10 protein-coding genes are annotated in these 16,606 nt (G+C 68.5%); 6 read left to right on the forward strand and 4 right to left on the reverse strand.

Features of this window, described 5'->3' with window-relative positions:
* Positions 1–8 precede the first annotated feature (8 nt).
* The 6 genes from AC10QF_RS05340 to AC10QF_RS05365 are packed head-to-tail and all read left to right on the forward strand — an operon-like array spanning position 9 to position 9,832.
* A complete protein-coding gene (locus AC10QF_RS05340; protein WP_164284127.1) occupies positions 9–1,961 on the forward strand; it encodes a sialate O-acetylesterase in 1,953 nt (650 codons plus the stop codon).
* Positions 1,962–2,014: 53 nt separating this feature from the next.
* A complete protein-coding gene (locus AC10QF_RS05345) occupies positions 2,015–3,709 on the forward strand; it encodes a glycoside hydrolase family 43 protein (protein ID WP_111096259.1) in 1,695 nt (564 codons plus the stop codon).
* A complete protein-coding gene (locus AC10QF_RS05350) occupies positions 3,706–6,399 on the forward strand; it encodes a glycoside hydrolase family 3 protein (RefSeq protein WP_494541888.1) in 2,694 nt (897 codons plus the stop codon). The genes AC10QF_RS05345 and AC10QF_RS05350 overlap by 4 nt, the downstream gene beginning before the upstream one ends.
* 59 nt (positions 6,400–6,458) lie before the next feature.
* Positions 6,459–7,943, forward strand: coding sequence for an MFS transporter (locus AC10QF_RS05355; protein ID WP_111191321.1), 1,485 nt, complete (start codon positions 6,459–6,461; stop codon positions 7,941–7,943).
* Positions 7,944–7,959: 16 nt separating this feature from the next.
* Positions 7,960–8,997 (forward strand): glycoside hydrolase family 43 protein, encoded by a 1,038-nt coding sequence (locus AC10QF_RS05360; protein ID WP_049411193.1) that lies wholly within the window; start codon positions 7,960–7,962, stop codon positions 8,995–8,997.
* Positions 8,987–9,832, forward strand: a complete 846-nt coding sequence (locus AC10QF_RS05365) for an aldose epimerase family protein (RefSeq protein WP_111096256.1) — start codon at positions 8,987–8,989, stop codon at positions 9,830–9,832. The genes AC10QF_RS05360 and AC10QF_RS05365 overlap by 11 nt, the downstream gene beginning before the upstream one ends.
* Before the next feature lie 127 nt (positions 9,833–9,959).
* On the opposite strand, the gene AC10QF_RS05370 is transcribed toward AC10QF_RS05365, so the two are convergent.
* The 4 genes from AC10QF_RS05370 to ptsP form a co-directional block, all read right to left on the reverse strand.
* A complete protein-coding gene (locus AC10QF_RS05370) occupies positions 9,960–11,213 on the reverse strand; it encodes a carbohydrate porin (RefSeq protein ID WP_494541889.1) in 1,254 nt (417 codons plus the stop codon).
* Between the two features lie 15 nt (positions 11,214–11,228).
* Entirely contained in the window at positions 11,229–12,935 is a 1,707-nt protein-coding gene (locus tag AC10QF_RS05375; protein WP_111096254.1) for a PTS fructose transporter subunit IIC, read from the reverse strand.
* An 88-nt stretch (positions 12,936–13,023) separates the two neighbouring features.
* Positions 13,024–13,980 (reverse strand): 1-phosphofructokinase family hexose kinase, encoded by a 957-nt coding sequence (locus AC10QF_RS05380; protein WP_099487208.1) that lies wholly within the window; start codon positions 13,978–13,980, stop codon positions 13,024–13,026.
* On the reverse strand, positions 13,977–16,487 hold the full coding sequence (gene ptsP / locus AC10QF_RS05385) for a phosphoenolpyruvate--protein phosphotransferase (RefSeq protein ID WP_494541890.1): 2,511 nt from the start codon (positions 16,485–16,487) through the stop codon (positions 13,977–13,979). Before ptsP ends, AC10QF_RS05380 begins: the two co-directional genes overlap by 4 nt.
* Positions 16,488–16,606 lie beyond the last annotated feature (119 nt).

Genomic DNA, 16,606 nt, shown 5'->3' on the forward strand with positions numbered 1-16,606 from the left:
CGCTGTTGATGATGGTTGCGGCAGTGGTGGCGATGCCGGCCGCGGCGCGGGAAACGACGGGACTGCTGCATCCGCTGTTCAGGGATCACGCCGTCCTGCAGCGTGACCGGCCCATTGCGGTCTGGGGTCACGCAGGCCCTGGGCAGCCGGTTTCCGTGACGTTTGCCGGGCAGGCGGTAAGCACCCGGGCGGACGCCGCAGGCGGCTGGCAGGCGACGCTCCCCCCGGTGGCCGCGGGCGGTCCGCATATGCTGGAGGTAAACGCCGGGACACGTCGGGAGAGGGTGCGCGACGTGCTGGTCGGCGACGTGTGGCTGTGCTCGGGACAGTCGAACATGGAACTGCCGGTGTGGCGCTCGCTCAACGCAGCCAGCGAGATTGCCGCAGCCACGATGCCACGGATCCGGCTGTTCACCGTGCCGCAGCACGCCGCCGCGCAGGCACAGGAGAGCTTCAACGACAGCACTGCCTGGACATCGGCAACGCCTGATGCGGTGCGCGATTTCTCCGCCACCTGCTTCTACTTCGCGCGCGAACTGCAGCGCACGGTCGACGTGCCGATGGGGCTGATCGAGGCGGCGTGGGGTGGCTCGCGGATCGAGGCCTGGACCAGCGTTGGTGCACTGCGCGGGCAGGGCGGCCTGGATGAGGCCCTCGATATCCTCGCGCGGTCTGCGCGTGATCCGCTGGAGGCACGCGCAGCCTGGGGCCGCTACTGGCAGCACTGGTGGGCCACACGCGAGGGCACGCTGCCCGGCGACGCCCCATGGCGCGCGGATGCCGATGACCGAGGATGGTCGCGCGCACCGGCCACACTGGGCGCATGGGAGCGTTGGAACGAGCCCGCGCTTGCCGACTACAACGGCATGGTCTGGTATCGCACGCAGGTGGTGCTGAGCGCTGAACAGGCTGCACGCGGCGCGACCCTGGAGCTGGCATCGGCCGACGAGGTGGACGTGACCTGGGTGAACGGGGTCGCGGTCGGCAGCCAGTACGGCGCCGGCAAGAGGCGCTACCCGTTGCCACGTGGCCTGCTGAAGGCAGGATCCAACGTCATTGCGGTCAACGTGCTGGACACCTACGGCGAAGGCGGCCTGGCCGGCCCCGCCACGGCATACGGCCTGCAGTTCGACGACGGTGAGCGGGTGGCACTGCAGCGTCCGTGGAAGTACCGGGTGGCGCCGGGCCAGCAGGCGCCGCCATTTGCCCCCTGGCAGGCCGCCACCGGGCTGTCGACGCTGTACAACGGAATGATCGCGCCGCTCGGGGGCGTCGGGCTGCGCGGCATGCTCTGGTATCAAGGGGAATCGAACACCGGCGAGGGCGCGACGTATGCGCTGCGCCTGCGTGCGCTGCGCGACGACTGGCGGCGGCAGTTCGGCGCACGCCTGCCCCTGCTGCTGGTGCAGCTGGCCGGTTATGGCCAGCCACCGGTTGCGCCGGCCGACAGCGGCTGGGCACAGGTGCGCGAGGCGCAGCGGCGGGTCGCAGCCGAAGATGCGCAGAGCGGGCTCGCCATCGCCATCGACATCGGCGATGCCTACGACATCCATCCACCGAACAAGCAGGAGCTCGGGCGCCGCCTCGCGCGCGTGGCCCGCCACGTCGTGTACGGCGAGCAGGACGTGGCCCCTTCAGGTCCTCGAGCGGTCACCGCGGTGCGGACGCCCGCGGGCGTGGCCATTGCGTTCGAGGACGTCGACGGCACACTCACCGCTACCGGCGCAGTGGGTCCGATCGGCTTTGAATTCTGCGGGTCGGAGCGCGATACCCGCCACTGCGACTACGGCGACGCCGAACTGGATGGGCGCCGGATCCTGCTGCGCGGCCCCCGGTCGACGCACGCAACGCACGTCCGCTACTGCTGGGCCGATGGCCCGGTGTGCACGCTGCGCGATCGCAGCGGGGCACCGGCCGGCCCGTTCGAACTTCCCATTGCCGAAGCCGAGGCCCGACGATGATGACGCTGTCCACGAAGTCCCCTCTGGCCCGCGACAGGGCCGGCCTGAGGTCGATGGCGCGCCGCCTGCTGGGGGCGGTGGTCCTGCTGTCGGCCGCAGCCACCCGGGCCAGCGCGCCGCCGGACGCTCCGCCGGTGTACTTCGACTGGTTCGAGTACCGCGGCGATGACCAGGCGTTTGAAGTGCCGCTGCCGGCCGGCCACTACCGCAATCCCGTCCTGGCCGGCTTCCATGCCGATCCCAGCATCGTGCGCGCGAACGGCCGGTTCTATCTGGTCAATTCCAGCTTCACCTACTTCCCGGGCATTCCGGTGTTTGAAAGTGCCGACCTGGTGCACTGGAAGCAGATCGGCAATGTGATTGACCGCCCCACGCAGCTGGATTTCGACGGGCTGAGCGTCTCGCGCGGCATCTTCGCGCCCACCATCGAATACCATGACGGCACCTTCTACGTCGTCACCACCGCCACCGACAGCGGTGGCAACTTCATCGCCACCGCGCGCGACCCGGCCGGGCCGTGGTCCGATCCGCACTGGCTGCCCGGCATCGATGGCATCGATCCATCACTGTTTTTTGACGACGACGGCAAGGTGTACCTGATCAACAACGACGCACCGCCCGGTCCGCCGCGCTACGACGGGCACCGCGCCATCTGGATGCAGCAGATCGACCTGGCGGCATTCAAGCCGGTCGGGCCCCGCCGGGTGCTGGTTGATGGAGGCGTGGAGCCGGCGAAGAATCCGATCTGGATCGAGGGACCGCACATCTACAAGCGGGAGGGCTGGTATTACCTGTCCGACGCTGAAGGAGGTACCGGGCCGCAGCACTCGCAGGTGGTGCTGCGCAGCCGCGCGGTGTGGGGGCCCTACGTTCCCTATGCGGGCAATCCGATCCTGACCCAGCGCGAACTGCCGGACGACCGTCCGCTTCCGATCACCAATGCCGGCCACGCCGACCTGGTCGAAGGCCCGGACGGCTCGTGGTGGGCGGTATTCCTGGCCAGCCGCAACTATCAGAAGCGCCACTACAACACCGGGCGCGAGACCTACCTGTTGCCGGTGCGCTGGCAGGATGGCTGGCCGCAGATCCTGCCGACCGACCAGGCCATTCCCTACGTGGCCAAGGCGCCGTCATGGATGCAGGGCGAGGCATCGCAGGCCCCGTCGACCGGTAATTTCGTAGCGCGCGACAATTTTGATGGCCCGACGCTCGATCGCCAGTGGCTGCGCGTGCGCGTGCCCAGGCATGCCTGGGCAGACCTGCACAAGCGCCCCGGCATGCTGGCCGTGCACCCGCTTGCCGAGAATCTGGACACGTTGCGCAATCCGGCATTTCTCGGCCGGCGCCAGCAGCATCTGCGCTTCGAGGCGAGCACCGCGATGACCCCGCCCGCCCCCGGTGTCGCCGCCGGTCTGGCGGCGTTCCAGAGCGAGGCGTACTGGTACTTCCTCGGCGTTCGTGACCTTGGCGGGGGGCGCCTCTCGCTCTTCCTCGAAGCGCGTGACGGTGGTGGCAGTACGCGGACGCTGGCCAGCCATGCTGTGCCGACGTCTGCAGCAGTGCGCCTGAAGATTGCCGGCAACGAGGGCGACTACGCGTTCTCGTTCGACACCGGCGACGGGCAGGGCTGGCAACTGCTCGCGGGCGACGTGGACGGCACCGTTCTGAGTACGGACCGGGCAGGCGGCTTCGTGGGCGCACTGCTGGGTCCCTTCGCGCGCGACGAGCGCACCGGGAGAAGCAAATGAGACTGTCGATTTCATCCAGGGCCCGCCGCCGTACGTGGCGTGGCCGGGCCATCCTGTTCGTCCTGACCTGCGTGGCGGCCGCCGCATCCGCGGCCGCGCCACGGCCCTGGCTGGATCTCTCGGCAAGCTTCGAGCAACGGGCCGCCGCACTCGTCGCGCAGATGACCCTGGAAGAAAAGGCCGCGCAGATGCAGAATGCCGCGCCGGCAATCGAACGGCTGGGTGTGCCCGCCTACGACTGGTGGAATGAGGGGTTGCATGGCGTCGCACGGGCAGGGCAGGCCACGGTGTTTCCGCAGGCAATCGGCCTGGCCGCGACCTTCGATGTTCCGTTGATGGGGCAGGTGGCCACGACCATCAGCGACGAGGCCCGCGCGAAGCACCACCAGTTCCTCCGCGAAGGCGCGCATGGCCGTTACCAGGGCCTGACCTTCTGGTCGCCGAACGTCAACATCTTCCGCGACCCGCGCTGGGGCCGCGGGCAGGAAACCTACGGCGAGGATCCCTACCTCACCGCCCGCATGGGCGTTGCCTTCGTGCGCGGCCTGCAGGGCGACGACCCCGTCTACCGGAAGCTGGACGCCACCGCCAAGCATCTGGCCGTGCACAGCGGACCGGAGGCCGACCGCCATCACTTCGATGCACGGCCCAGCCGGCGCGACCTGTATGACACCTACCTGCCGGCGTTCGAAGCGCTGGTGAAGGAGGGCGAAGTGGATGCGGTCATGGGCGCCTACAACCGCGTGTACGGCGAGTCCGCCAGTGCGAGCCGTTTCCTGCTGCGCGATGTGCTGCGACGCGACTGGGGCTTCAAGGGCTACGTGGTCTCGGACTGCTGGGCCATCGTCGATATCTGGAAGCACCACCATATCGTCGCCACGCGCGAAGCCGCCGCGGCGCTGGCGGTCAGGAACGGCACCGAGCTGGAATGCGGCCAGGAGTACGCCACGCTGCCCGAGGCCGTGCGTCAGGGCCTGATCAGCGAAGCGGAGATCGATGATGCGGTGACCCGCCTGTTCACCGCACGGATGCGCCTGGGCATGTTCGATCCGCCGGAGCGGGTGCGCTGGGCGCGCATTCCGGTCTCCGTGAACCAGGCCCCGGCCCATGATGCGCTGGCCCTCAAGGCCGCGCAGGCGTCGCTGGTGCTGCTGAAGAACGACGGCATCCTGCCGCTGTCGCGCGACACCAAGCGCATTGCCGTGGTCGGACCCACCGCCGACGACACCATGGCACTGCTCGGCAACTACTTCGGCACACCGGCGGCGCCGGTCACCATCCTGCAGGGCATACGCGAGGCGGCCAAGGGCGTTGAAGTGCGTTATGCCCGCGGCGTCGACCTGGTGGAAGGGCGCGACGATCCCGGTGCCACGCCGCTGATCGAGCCGACCTTCCTGCGGCCCTCGGCGGACTCGCCCGAGCGTGGCCTGCGTGGCGAGTACTTCCGCACGCCCGACCTTTCCGGTGCGCCGGCCCTGGTGCGCACCGACGCGCAGATCGGCTTCCGCTGGGACCGCGGCTCGCCGACCGACAACCTGCTGGCACGCGGCGAAGCAGCACCGGGGCAGGGGATTCCCAACGACCGCTTCAGCATCCGCTGGAGCGGCCAACTGCTGCCCCCCGTGTCCGGTCGCTACCGGCTGGAGGTGGCCGGCGATGATGGCTACCGCCTGTACCTGGACGGCAAGCGTGTGATCGATCACTGGGTGAACACAGATCGCCTGCATGCCGAGGGTGTCGAACTCGACCTGCAGGCGGGGCGTGCCTATGCGCTGACGCTGGAGTACTACGACGACCAGCGCGATGCCGGCGTGCGCCTGGGCTGGCGCATGCCCGGCGCCAAGGCGCCGTTCGATGAAGCGCTCGATGCCGCACGCGAGGCCGACGTGGTGGTGTTCGTCGGTGGCCTTACCGGTGATGTCGAAGGCGAGGAGATGACGGTCAACTATCCGGGCTTTGCCGGTGGCGACCGCACCGACCTGCGGTTGCCCGCGCCGCAGCGCACCCTGCTGGAGGCCCTGCACGCTACCGGCAAGCCGGTGGTGATGGTACTCACCGGCGGCTCGGCCATCGCCGTGGACTGGGCGCAGGCGCATCTGCCGGCGATCCTGATGAGCTGGTATCCCGGGCAGCGCGGCGGTACCGCCGTCGGCCAGGCGCTGTTCGGCGACATCAATCCGGCGGGTCGCTTGCCGGTCACCTTCTACAAGGCCGGCGAAGCGATGCCGGCATTCGACGACTACGCCATGGAGGGCCGTACCTACCGCTACTTCCGTGGCACGCCGCTGTACCCGTTTGGTCACGGGCTGTCGTACACGCGCTTCGATTATGGAACGCTCCGCCTCGATGCGGACACCATCGGCGCCGATGGCCGCGTGGCCGCGTCGGTGGACGTGACCAACGCGGGCACGCGCAGCGGTGACGAAGTGGTGCAGCTGTACGTGCGGCGCGAACACGTCGGCAGCGGCGATGCCGTGCAGGAACTGCGGGGCTTCCAGCGGGTCCAGCTGGCCCCGGGCGAACGCCGCACGGTGACGTTCACCCTGGAGGCGGCGCAGGCCCTGCGCCACTATGACGAAGCGCGTGCGGTGTACGCGGTGCAGCCCGGTGCCTACGAGGTCAGGGTGGGGGCGTCCAGTGCCGATATACGTGCGCGGAGCAGGTTCACCGTAGTGCCCGCGCATGACTGATCGCCCCGGGCGACATCGATTCCCCTTCGACCAGATTCCTTTTCCAGGACGTCCGCTGCATGGCAAGCACTGAACACGCGCTATCGGTACGCGAGAAGCTCGGCTACAGCCTGGGCGATCTCGCTGCCAACCTGATCTTCCAGACCCTGATCACCTACCTGGCATTCTTCTACACCGACGTCTACCGCCTGCCAGCTGCGACCGCGGCCACGATCATCTTTGTGGTCGGCCTGCTGGGTGCGTTCGTGTTCACGCCGCTGATCGGCATCGCGGCTGACCGAACGTCCACCCGCTGGGGCCGCTTCCGCCCGTGGATCCTGTGGACGGCCATTCCCTTTGGCGTACTGTCGCTGCTGGCGTTCAGCACCCCGGACCTGGGCGAGCGCGGAAAGGTGATCTATGCACTGGGCACCTACGCCCTGCTGGTCTGCGTTTACGCCGCGAACAACCTGCCGTACTCGGCGCTGAGCGGCGTGCTGACCGGCAGCATGGCCCAGCGCAACAGCCTTTCGGCCTACCGCTTCGTGGCCGTGATGATCGCGCAGTTCATCATCCAGGTGCTGCTGATGCCGCTGGTGCTGATCCTGGGCGACGGCGACCGGGTGCGCGGCTTCGAACAGGTCATGACCGCCTTCGCACTGATCGGAACGGTGTTCTTCCTGATCACCTTCGCCACCACCCGCGAACGCATCGTGCCGACGCGCGAGCAGACCGGCGGCATAGTGCAGGACCTGTCGGACCTGCTGCACAACCGCCCGTGGCAGGTGATGCTGGCGCTGACCGTGCTGGTGTTCATCAACCTGGCCTTGAAGGGCGGCACCTACATCTATTACTTCCAGTACTACATGAGCGAAGCGGCGCTGGCCGGCTTCCTGGAAAACTCTGGCTTCAACGGCCTGATCCGTGCATTGAATGGCGCCCTGGCCAGCGCCGGTTTCGCGGCGTTCACCTGGCCGAAGGATGCGGCCACCTCGGCGTTCAGCCTGTTCAACGCGTGCGGCATCCTCTGCATGATCCTGGGTATTGGCGCATCACGGCGGCTGGCGGACCGCTTCGGCAAGCGCGACGTCTTCGGTGGCGCCCTGTTTGTCTCGACCCTGTTCCTGCTGGCCTTCTACCTGTTCCCTCCCACGGCGGTGGCGGTGGCGTTCGCAGCGTTCATGCTGCATGGCTTCTGCTATGGCATCACCATCCCGTTGCTGTGGGCGATGATCGCCGACGTCGCGGACTACTCGGAGTGGAAGAACCATCGAAGGGCAACGGCGATCATCTTCTCGGCGATGCTGTGCGGGCTGAAGATCGGCCTCAGTGTCGGCGGCGCGCTGGTCGCCGCGATCCTTGCCCACTACGGCTACCAGGCAGGCCTGGTGCAGCAGCCTGAGGCCGTGGTGCAGGGCATCCGCCTGACCGTAAGCGTCTATTGCTCCCTTCCCTTCCTGCTCGCCGTCGCGCTGCTGTTCTTCTACCGGATCGACAAGCGCACGGAAACACGCATCGAACAGGATCTCCTCCTGCGTCGCCGTTCCGCCGACGCCTCCGCGTAACTCCAAGACGACAACCATGATCGACCTCTCTGCCGGTGAAGACGGCCAGGCCAGCGAAGCCCGCCTTGCGCAGCTCACCGCGCACGCCATTTCGCAACCGCTGGTGACCCACATCTACACGGCCGACCCTTCGGCGCATGTATTCGAGGGTCGCCTGTACATCTATCCGTCGCACGACATCGACGGCGGCCAGCCATTCGACGATGAAGGCGGCCACTTCGGCATGCAGGATTACCACGTGCTGAGGATGGATACGCCCGACGGCACCGCCGTCGATTGCGGCATGGCGTTGCACGTGCGCGACGTGCCCTGGGCGCGGAAACAGATGTGGGCCCCCGATGCCGCCTGCCGTGATGGCCGCTACTACCTCTACTTCCCGGCCAAGGATGCCGGGGGCCGGTTCCGCATCGGCGTGGCGATCGGTGCGCGACCGGAGGGCCCGTTCGTGCCCCAGCCGGAGCCGATCAAGGGCGCGTACTCGATCGACCCGGCCGTGTTCGAAGACGACGATGGCAGCCACTACCTGTACTTCGGCGGCATCTGGGGCGGGCAGCTGCAGAAGTATCGTGACAACCAGTACGACGTGGCACACGAGGAACCCGAGGGCAGCGCACCGGCCCTGGGCCCGCGCGTGGGCCGCCTGGATGCCGGCATGACCGAGCTGGCCGAGCCCACCCGCGAAGTGCAGATCCTGGATGAGCATGGCCAGCCGCTGCGTGCCGACGACCATGCGCGCCGCTTCTTCGAAGGTCCGTGGCTGCACAGGTACCAGGGTCGCTACTACCTGTCGTACTCCACTGGCAACACCCACCAGCTGTGCTACGCCATCGGCGACAGCCCGTATGGACCGTTCACCTATGCCGGCGTGATCCTCACCCCCGTGGTCGGTTGGACCACCCACCACTCCATCTGCCAGTTCGACGGACAGTGGTACCTGTTCTATCACGATGCACTGATGTCCGGCGGCATCACCCACCTGCGCTCGGCCAAGTGCACGCCGCTGCACATGGAGCCGGACGGAAGCATCCGCACGATCAATCCCTATGGGGCCTGAGCGCATGCTGCCGATGGATGATGCGCTGGCCCCGCTGCCGGCCGGTGAGCTGCACTGGCTCAGATGCGGCGAACTGGAGGTTGCGCTCGCCGCAGGGGCGGGCGGGCGCGTGGCGCACCTGCGTTACCGGGGCGTGGATTGGCTGGTGGATGCGCAGCAGGCGGGCACGGCGGCGATCGCGTGGGGCTGCTACCCGATGGTGCCGTGGGCCGGGCGTATCCGCCAGGGACAGTTCTGCTTCGACGGCGCGCCGCATGCGCTGCCGCTCAATTTCGGCGGGCATGCCATCCATGGCGTGGGCTTCATGCGGCCCTGGCAGGTCGAGCGCATGGAGACAGCCACGGCCACGCTGTCGCTGGCGCTGCCACGCGACAGGTACTGGCCCTTCGGTGGCGTCGCCCTCCAGGAAGTGAGCCTGCACCCTCACAGCCTGCAGCTGCGCCTCTCGGTCCAGGCGGGCGGGCAGGCGATGCCGGCGGTGCTGGGCTGGCACCCCTGGTTCCGGAAGCCGGAACGACTGCTGTTCAGTCCTCGCTCGATGTATCCGCGGGACAGGGAAGGCATTGCCACGCTGCCCTGTGTATCTCCTGCCCACGGCCCATGGGACGACTGCTTCATCGCCGAAAGTGACATCACCCTGGTACGCGAAGGCCAGCGCCTGCGGCTGAGGTCGGACCACGACCACTGGGTGGTCTACGACGCTGCGCCGCACGCCACCTGTGTCGAGCCGCAGAGCGGCCCGCCGGACGGCTTCACGCTGGCACCGCATCGGCTGGAGCCGGGGCAGCGGCTGGCGTTGACGTTCGAACTGGCGTGGGCAGCGAACAGTCCTTGAAGCCCGCCGGGGGCATGCACCGGAGGGCGACGCCGCAGCGGGCCGGCACTCCGCGATGATCTGCGGGCGGAGGGAGTGCGCGTCGGTGCGTCACGCTGGCGGCGCTTCGCTGCCACTGACCATTCCCTTACAGGCTCCAGTCAATCCGCATGCCCGCGATCAGCGCATTCGGCAGGTCCCGCTGGCGTGCGGGCTCATTGAACTGGTCGGGATGCACGATGTAATGCAGGTTCGGCGCGACCCGAAGCTGCGGGGTGACCTGGATGCCATAGCTCAGCTCCATCATCACCTGGCTTCCGTGCGGGGTGCCGCTGCCACCCGCTGCGGCACGGGCAAGGCGCAGGTTTTCCAGTGCGATGCTGCTGTACTTCTGCTGGGTCACGACGAAGGCGATGCTGTCCTGCGGCCGGCTGGCGAACGTGCCTTTCTGCACAAGCCCGGCCTGCAGGAAGTGATCCTCGATCAGCTGCCCGGAGGTGCCCTTGAGCGCGGCGCCGAAAAGGGTCAGGCCACGACCCTTGCCATCGCCGGTAAGCTGCTGTTCGAAGCGGGCGAACGCACCGGAACGACCGTGGCGTGTCGCGTACTCCTGGCCACTGAGCAGCGCCGGCATGCCATTGGCATCGCGCAGCGGGTCGCGATAGGTCGAATTGTCCTGCCAGCCACCCAGTTCATAGCGGGCCTTCAAGCGCGCCGATGCCGGGCTGCGCCAGCCGATCGTGTACGGCACGATCCAGCCGGTGGCCTGGTTCGTATTCCACTTCAGGCCATGCTGGCCATCCTCGGCCTGGCTGGGATCGACCTGGTAGGCGCCGACGCGGACATAGACATCGGGCGTCACCCAGGCCGTGGCATCGGCCATCCAGCTCGACACCGGCCACCAGGTGAAACTGCTGGTGCGGAACACGTAGGTCGGGTTGCCACAGGCCGAGTTGCCCTGGAAGTACTGGCACAGCTCCGAACCGAGGTGGTGGATGTTGGCGACGCTGCGCCCTGCCTCCAGCACCAATCGGTCGTTGAAAAGCTTCTGTTCGAGGGTCAGGTTGGCCAGGCGGGTCCCCTGGCCGCCGTAGATTTCCTGCACCGAAGTGCTGTTGCCGGTGCTGCTGTTGGCGAGGTTGGTGCCGTGGCGATTGATGCCATAGGCCTTGATCGTTGCCCCCCGCCAGCCGAACGCAGCGTCGAGGTCAACATCGGCGCCGAACATCAGCTGGCCGGCGTAGGCGGTGCCGCTGCGCTTGCCACCGTCGAGCGTGGCGGCCGCCTCGCCGGTGTAGGAGAGCCTGGGAATGAGGGTGTCGCTGGCGCCGGCGGCTGCGGCCAGTGACGGCAGGGCCAGCAGGATCGCTACCGGCACCAGGCGGCAGGAAGAGCAGGACATTGGCGGGGGTTCCATTTACAGGGTGGGGGCCGTGACCGGCTTCTTGAGGATGCGCAGAGCAACTGCGGTGACCGCCACGCCCGCCAACAGCGCCAGCAGGTAGACGCCAAGATGGGTGACCGCGTTCGGGATCGGCAGCACGAACACGCCGCCGTGCGGCACCTTCAACTCGACGCCCGCGGCCATCGAGATCGCACCGGCCACGGCCGAGCCGAGGATCAACGCCGGAATGGTGCGCAATGGATCGCGCGCCGCGTAGGGGATCGCGCCCTCGGTCACGAAACTCAGGCCGAGCACGCCAGCGGCACCGGCCGTGCCGCGCTCCTCGGCGGTGAAGCGGTTGCTGAACAGCCACGTTGCCAGCGCAATACCCAGTGGCGGCGTCATGCCGCCGATCATGGTCGCCGCCATCGGCGTGTACACCTGGCTGGAGATCAACGCGGTGGAGAAGGCGTAGGACGCCTTGTTGACCGGTCCACCCATGTCAACGGCCATCATGCCGCCCAGCAGCAGGCCAAGCAGGATCGCGCTGCTGCCCTGCATGCCGCGCAGCCAGTCGGTCAGCCAGGCCAGCAGTCCGGCCACCGGCGTACCGATTACATACATCATCAACAGGCCGACCAGCAGCGTGCCCAGCACCGGCAGGATCAGCACCGGCTTGAGGCCTTCCAGGCTGCGCGGCAGGCGCAGCGCACGGTTGATCCAATGCACGCCATAGCCGGCGATGAAGCCCGCGAGGATGCCGCCGATGAAACCTGCGTCCATGTTGACCGCAACCAGCCCGCCGATCATGCCGGGCGCGATGCCGGGGCGGTCGGCGATGGAGTAGGCGATGTAGCCGGCCAGCGCCGGCACCATCAGCATGAAACCAGACTTGGCGCCGATCTGGAACAGCGACCAGGCCAGCGTTCCCTTGTGTGCGTCGTCGAAGGCATAGATGCCGCCGAGCGCGAACGCCAGTGCGATCAACAGGCCGCCGGCTGTCACGAACGGCAGCATGAACGACACGCCGGTCATCAGGTGCTTGTAAGGGCCGGTGCTCTTGTTCTTTTCTGCGGTACGGCCCGAAGCCGCTGTCCCCGCGTGCACGCCGGCCTCGGCCAGCGCCTTGCGGATCAGGTTCTGGCCATCGTTGATCGCCGGTTTGGTACCACTCTTGAACAGGCGCTTGCCGGCGAAGCGTGACAGATCGACTTCGCGGTCGGCGGCGATCAGCACCAGGTCGGCGGCGGCGATTTCTTCATCGCTCAACGCGTCCTGCGCGCCGACCGAGCCCTGGGTTTCCACCCGGATCGCATGGCCCAGCACCTTGGCAGCCTGTTGCAGGCCTTCCGCCGCCATGAAGGTGTGGGCGATGCCGGTGGGGCAGGAGGTGACGGCGACGATGCGCTTGCCCGCATCAGTGTCGTGGTCACTGGCCGGCGCGGCAGCGAGCGGTGCGAGCGCGGCCGCCGGATCGTCCAGCACCTCGCCCAGGCTGGCATGCACGATGCGGGCATTGCCGAAGCGTGCGATGTCTGCCTCGCCATCGCCCACCAGCAGCAGGTGGGCGATCGCGGCGGCGTTCGCGGCGGGCAGTGCGCCGGTAACGCCCTGGTCGCTGCGGATTTCAATCATCAGCTCAAGCCCGCGCTGGCGGGCCGCGCGACGCAGGGCCTCGGCGGCAAGTACCGCCTCGATGCTGCGTTCGCCAGCGGCGATGACTACGGTGGAAGCGTGCATGGGAACTCCTGGAATGCTTCGGGTTCGTCCTTGCCAGAGAGGCATCGCCGGTGGCCCGAAGCCAGCCGCCGCTCCTCCGGCAGGTGTTTCAATCCAACCGCTCGATCAGTACATCGCCGGCCCCGGTGCGCACCTGCGCCGGATCGAGCCGCCGCGCGTCTCCGCTGTCCAGCCGGCTCATCGAGAACGCCGTGGCCAGTCGTGCACAACCGGCGAGGTCGAGGGAGGGCTCCAACAAGGCGGCGGCGATGCCGGCGACCATGGCATCGCCTGCGCCGACCGTGCTGCCCAAGGCCAGACGCGGCGGTCGCGCGACCAGGGCGCCGGCGTGATCAATGAACAGCGCGCCGTCGGTCCCCATGGAGATGGCGACGAGTGCGATGCCGCGTTCGACCAGGGCCTGGCCTGCGGCGCGCAGCGCGCTGCGATCCGGCAGCGACGTGCCGGTCCAGGCCTCCAGTTCGTGGCGGTTGGGCTTGATCGCGTAGGGCGGCGCGTCCTTCGCACCGTCCAGCGCAGCTGCAAGCGCATCGCCGCTGGTATCCAGCAGCACGCGCGCACCGGCCGTTCCGGCCTGCGCCTGCAACCGCGCCCACGCATCGGCCGGTAGTCCGTAGGGCAGGCTGCCGGACAGCACGACCGGCAGGCCGGGCGAGAGCAGGGCGCCGAGCTGGCGCGACACCGCGTCCAGATCGGCAGCATCCACGGCAAGGCCGGGCAGGTTGATGTCGGTCGTCTCGCCGTTGGCCTCTTCGACCAGCTTGATGTTGGTGCGGGTACGGCCCGGAACGCGCAGGCAGCCGTCAATGATGCCCCGCTCACGGAACAGCGTGCGGAACACGCCGTCGTTGCCGTCGCCCAGCACGCCCAGCGCGATGGTCGGCACGCCCCAGTCGGCCAGGCAGGCTGCCACGTTGATGCCCTTGCCGCCTGCGTCGTCGCGGGAGCGGCCGGCCCGATGCACGCGGCCGGGCTGCAGGTGGGCCAGGCGCACGGTCTGGTCGATCGCCGGGTTCAGGGTCACGGTGACGGCGCGGGCAGTCATGCGCGCGCTCCATCGAGGGCGCGCACCTGCTCGGCGGTTTCGCACCCCAGTGCGGTCCTGGCCAGCGCCTGCAGTCCGGTCATCGCGTTGCCACGCAGGCGTGCCTTCACCGCCGGGATGTCGTTCGGGGTCATCGACAGTTCGTCCACGCCCAGGCCAGCCAGCAGCATGGCGCCGAAGGGATCGCCGGCCAGGCCGCCACAGACGCCGACCCAGCGCCCATGCAGCCGTGCGCCTTCGACCGTGGCGCGGACCGCGCGCAGCACCGCCGGATGCAGGCTGTCGGCCTCGGCGGCGAGTTCCGGGTTCTGGCGGTCGATCGCCAGCACGTACTGGGTCAGATCGTTGGTTCCGATCGAGAAGAAGTCGGCGTGGCGCGCCAGCACATCGCTCTGCGCGGCCGCTGCAGGCACCTCGATCATGATGCCGATCGGCACCTCCGGCGCCTCCAGCTCGGCGCGCAAGCGCTCGCAGAGGGTGCGCAGCGCGACCAGCTCGGAAACCGAGGTGATCATCGGGAACATGATGGACAGCCGTGCACCGTCCTTCGCCGCGCGATACAGCGCACGCAATTGCGGGTCCAGCAGGTCGGGGCGGCGCAGCAGCAGGCGCGCGCCGCGCACGCCGAGGAATGGATTCTCCTCGCGTGGCAGCTCCAGGTGCGCCACCTGCTTGTCGCCGCCGATGTCGAGCGCGCGCACGATCAGCGGGCGGCCGTCGAGTGCCTTGGCCATGGCCAGATAGGTGGTGTACTGCTCATCCTCGCTGGGCGTACTGCCACGTTCGAGGAACAGGAACTCGGTGCGCATCAGGCCGACGCCTTCGGCCCCCTGTTCCAGTGCCAGCGGTACCTGGTCGGGCAGGTTGACGTTGGCGCCGATGTCGATGCGGTGGCCATCGGGGGTCTGGGCCGGTTGCGCGCGCTGCGCGGCTTCGCGCTCGCGGATCTGCTGCTGTTCGGCCATCCATGCGCGCGCCGAGGCGAGAGCGGCATCGGAGGGAGACAGGTAGAGCCGTCCGCTGCTGCCGTCCATGATCGCTTCGCGGCCTGGCTGGATCGCCAACAGCTCGGCGCCGCCGGCCACCAGCGCCGGCAGGCCCAGCGTGCGCGAGAGGATGGCGGTGTGCGAGGTCGGCCCTCCCTGCGCGGTCGCCAGGCCGAGCACGCGACCGGTGTCGAGATTGGCGGTATCCGAAGGTGACAGATCGGCGGCGATCAGGATGCACGGCTGCGCCGGCAGATCCGCCAGGCCACCGCCCGCGGCAGAAGGGTCAAGCTGCGCCAGCACGCGCCGGCCGACATCACGCAGGTCGGCCGCGCGCCCGGCCAGCACCGGATTGCCCAGCGCAGCCAGGCCGGAGGCGATCTGCTCGATGGCCTGGTTCCATGACCACGCCACACCATGGCCCTCGACCATCAGCTGGCAGGTGCGGGTAATCAGATCGGTGTCGTCGAGCAGCGCGGCCTGCGCCTTGAAGATCGCCGCATCCGAAGCGCCCAGGCGGCGCTGGGTGTCGTCCTGCAGCGCAGCCAACTGCTGGCGGGTACGGCCGAGTGCATCCTGCAGGCGTGCGCCGCCTTCGCCGAGCGGGGTGGGGTGGTCGGCGACCTCGGCCTGCGTGCTGGCCAGCACATGCACCGGGCCGATCGCCAATCCTGGGCTCGCGCCGATGCCGACGACGGCAGCCTGGGCTTCGGGCGGATTCCAGCCCGCGACGGGGGCTGTTTTTCGCTGTGCCGCGCGCTCCGCATCGGCCTGCTCCTGCGCCACCAGGCCCTCCATGACCCTGCGCAGCGCGGCCAGCAGGGCCGAGGCGTCGGCGCCCTCGGCAGACACGCTCACCACATCGCCGTGGCGCAGCCCCAGCTGCAACAGTGCAACCAGGCTCTTGGCATCGGCCGCCTGATCGCCTGCTCGGACCTGCGCACGGGCCGCGAAGCCGCGCGCCGTCTCTGCCCAACGCGTGGCAGGACGTGCGTGCAGTCCGTTGGGGTACGCGACGGTCCATTCGAAGCGCTCGGCCAGATCCGTCGCCGGCACGGCGGTAGCCGTGATCGCAACATCGCCGGCCAGCGCGTTGACGATCTCGCTCGCATCGGTGGTCGCAAACAGGCGCTGCAGCGTGGCGTCATCCTGGATCAGCCGGGTCAAGCGGCGCAGCAGGGTGATGTGGGTATCCGACTGGGCAGCGATGCCGACCACCAGCCGGGTGACCTGCCCCGGATTCCATTCCACGCCTTCCGGTAACTGCAGCACGGCAATGCCATCGCGGCGCACCAGATGGCGGTCCTCGCCAAGGCCGTGCGGGATTGCCACGCCATGGCCGAGGAAGGTATTGGCCAGCGCTTCGCGCCGTCCCATGCTGGCCTCGTACCCCGGCGCCACGCAGCCGGCCGCGGCCAGCATCTGCGCGACCTGGGCGATGGCATCGGTCTTGTCCTGCGCCCGCGCGTCCAGGCGGATCAGTTCCCGGCTGACGGGGGAGGGGGAGGTCTGGGGCGACAAAGGGGGCTCCGGCAAAGGGGGGGCTGGGGCGTATTGGGAACGTTCCCAATCGTCATTTCAATGTGCACTGCACAAAATGCCAATAGTCCTTTGGCGTTAACATGGGCCTGAACGGCCAT

The organism is Stenotrophomonas maltophilia complex sp. Om-AH-Sm3 (genome assembly GCF_059337855.1).

Excerpts from the sequence above, each read along its gene's own strand:
- AC10QF_RS05355 (WP_111191321.1), top strand. The coding sequence starts at position 6,459 with ATGGCAAGCACTGAACACGCGCTATCGGTACGCGAGAAGCTCGGCTAC.
- AC10QF_RS05340 (WP_164284127.1), top strand. The coding sequence starts at position 9 with ATGATGGTTGCGGCAGTGGTGGCGATGCCGGCCGCGGCGCGGGAAACG.
- AC10QF_RS05345 (WP_111096259.1), top strand. The coding sequence starts at position 2,015 with ATGGCGCGCCGCCTGCTGGGGGCGGTGGTCCTGCTGTCGGCCGCAGCC.
- AC10QF_RS05375 (WP_111096254.1), bottom strand. The coding sequence starts at position 12,935 with ATGCACGCTTCCACCGTAGTCATCGCCGCTGGCGAACGCAGCATCGAG.
- AC10QF_RS05380 (WP_099487208.1), bottom strand. The coding sequence starts at position 13,980 with ATGACTGCCCGCGCCGTCACCGTGACCCTGAACCCGGCGATCGACCAG.
- AC10QF_RS05370 (WP_494541889.1), bottom strand. The coding sequence starts at position 11,213 with ATGTCCTGCTCTTCCTGCCGCCTGGTGCCGGTAGCGATCCTGCTGGCC.
- AC10QF_RS05360 (WP_049411193.1), top strand. The coding sequence starts at position 7,960 with ATGATCGACCTCTCTGCCGGTGAAGACGGCCAGGCCAGCGAAGCCCGC.
- AC10QF_RS05350 (WP_494541888.1), top strand. The coding sequence starts at position 3,706 with ATGAGACTGTCGATTTCATCCAGGGCCCGCCGCCGTACGTGGCGTGGC.
- AC10QF_RS05365 (WP_111096256.1), top strand. The coding sequence starts at position 8,987 with ATGGGGCCTGAGCGCATGCTGCCGATGGATGATGCGCTGGCCCCGCTG.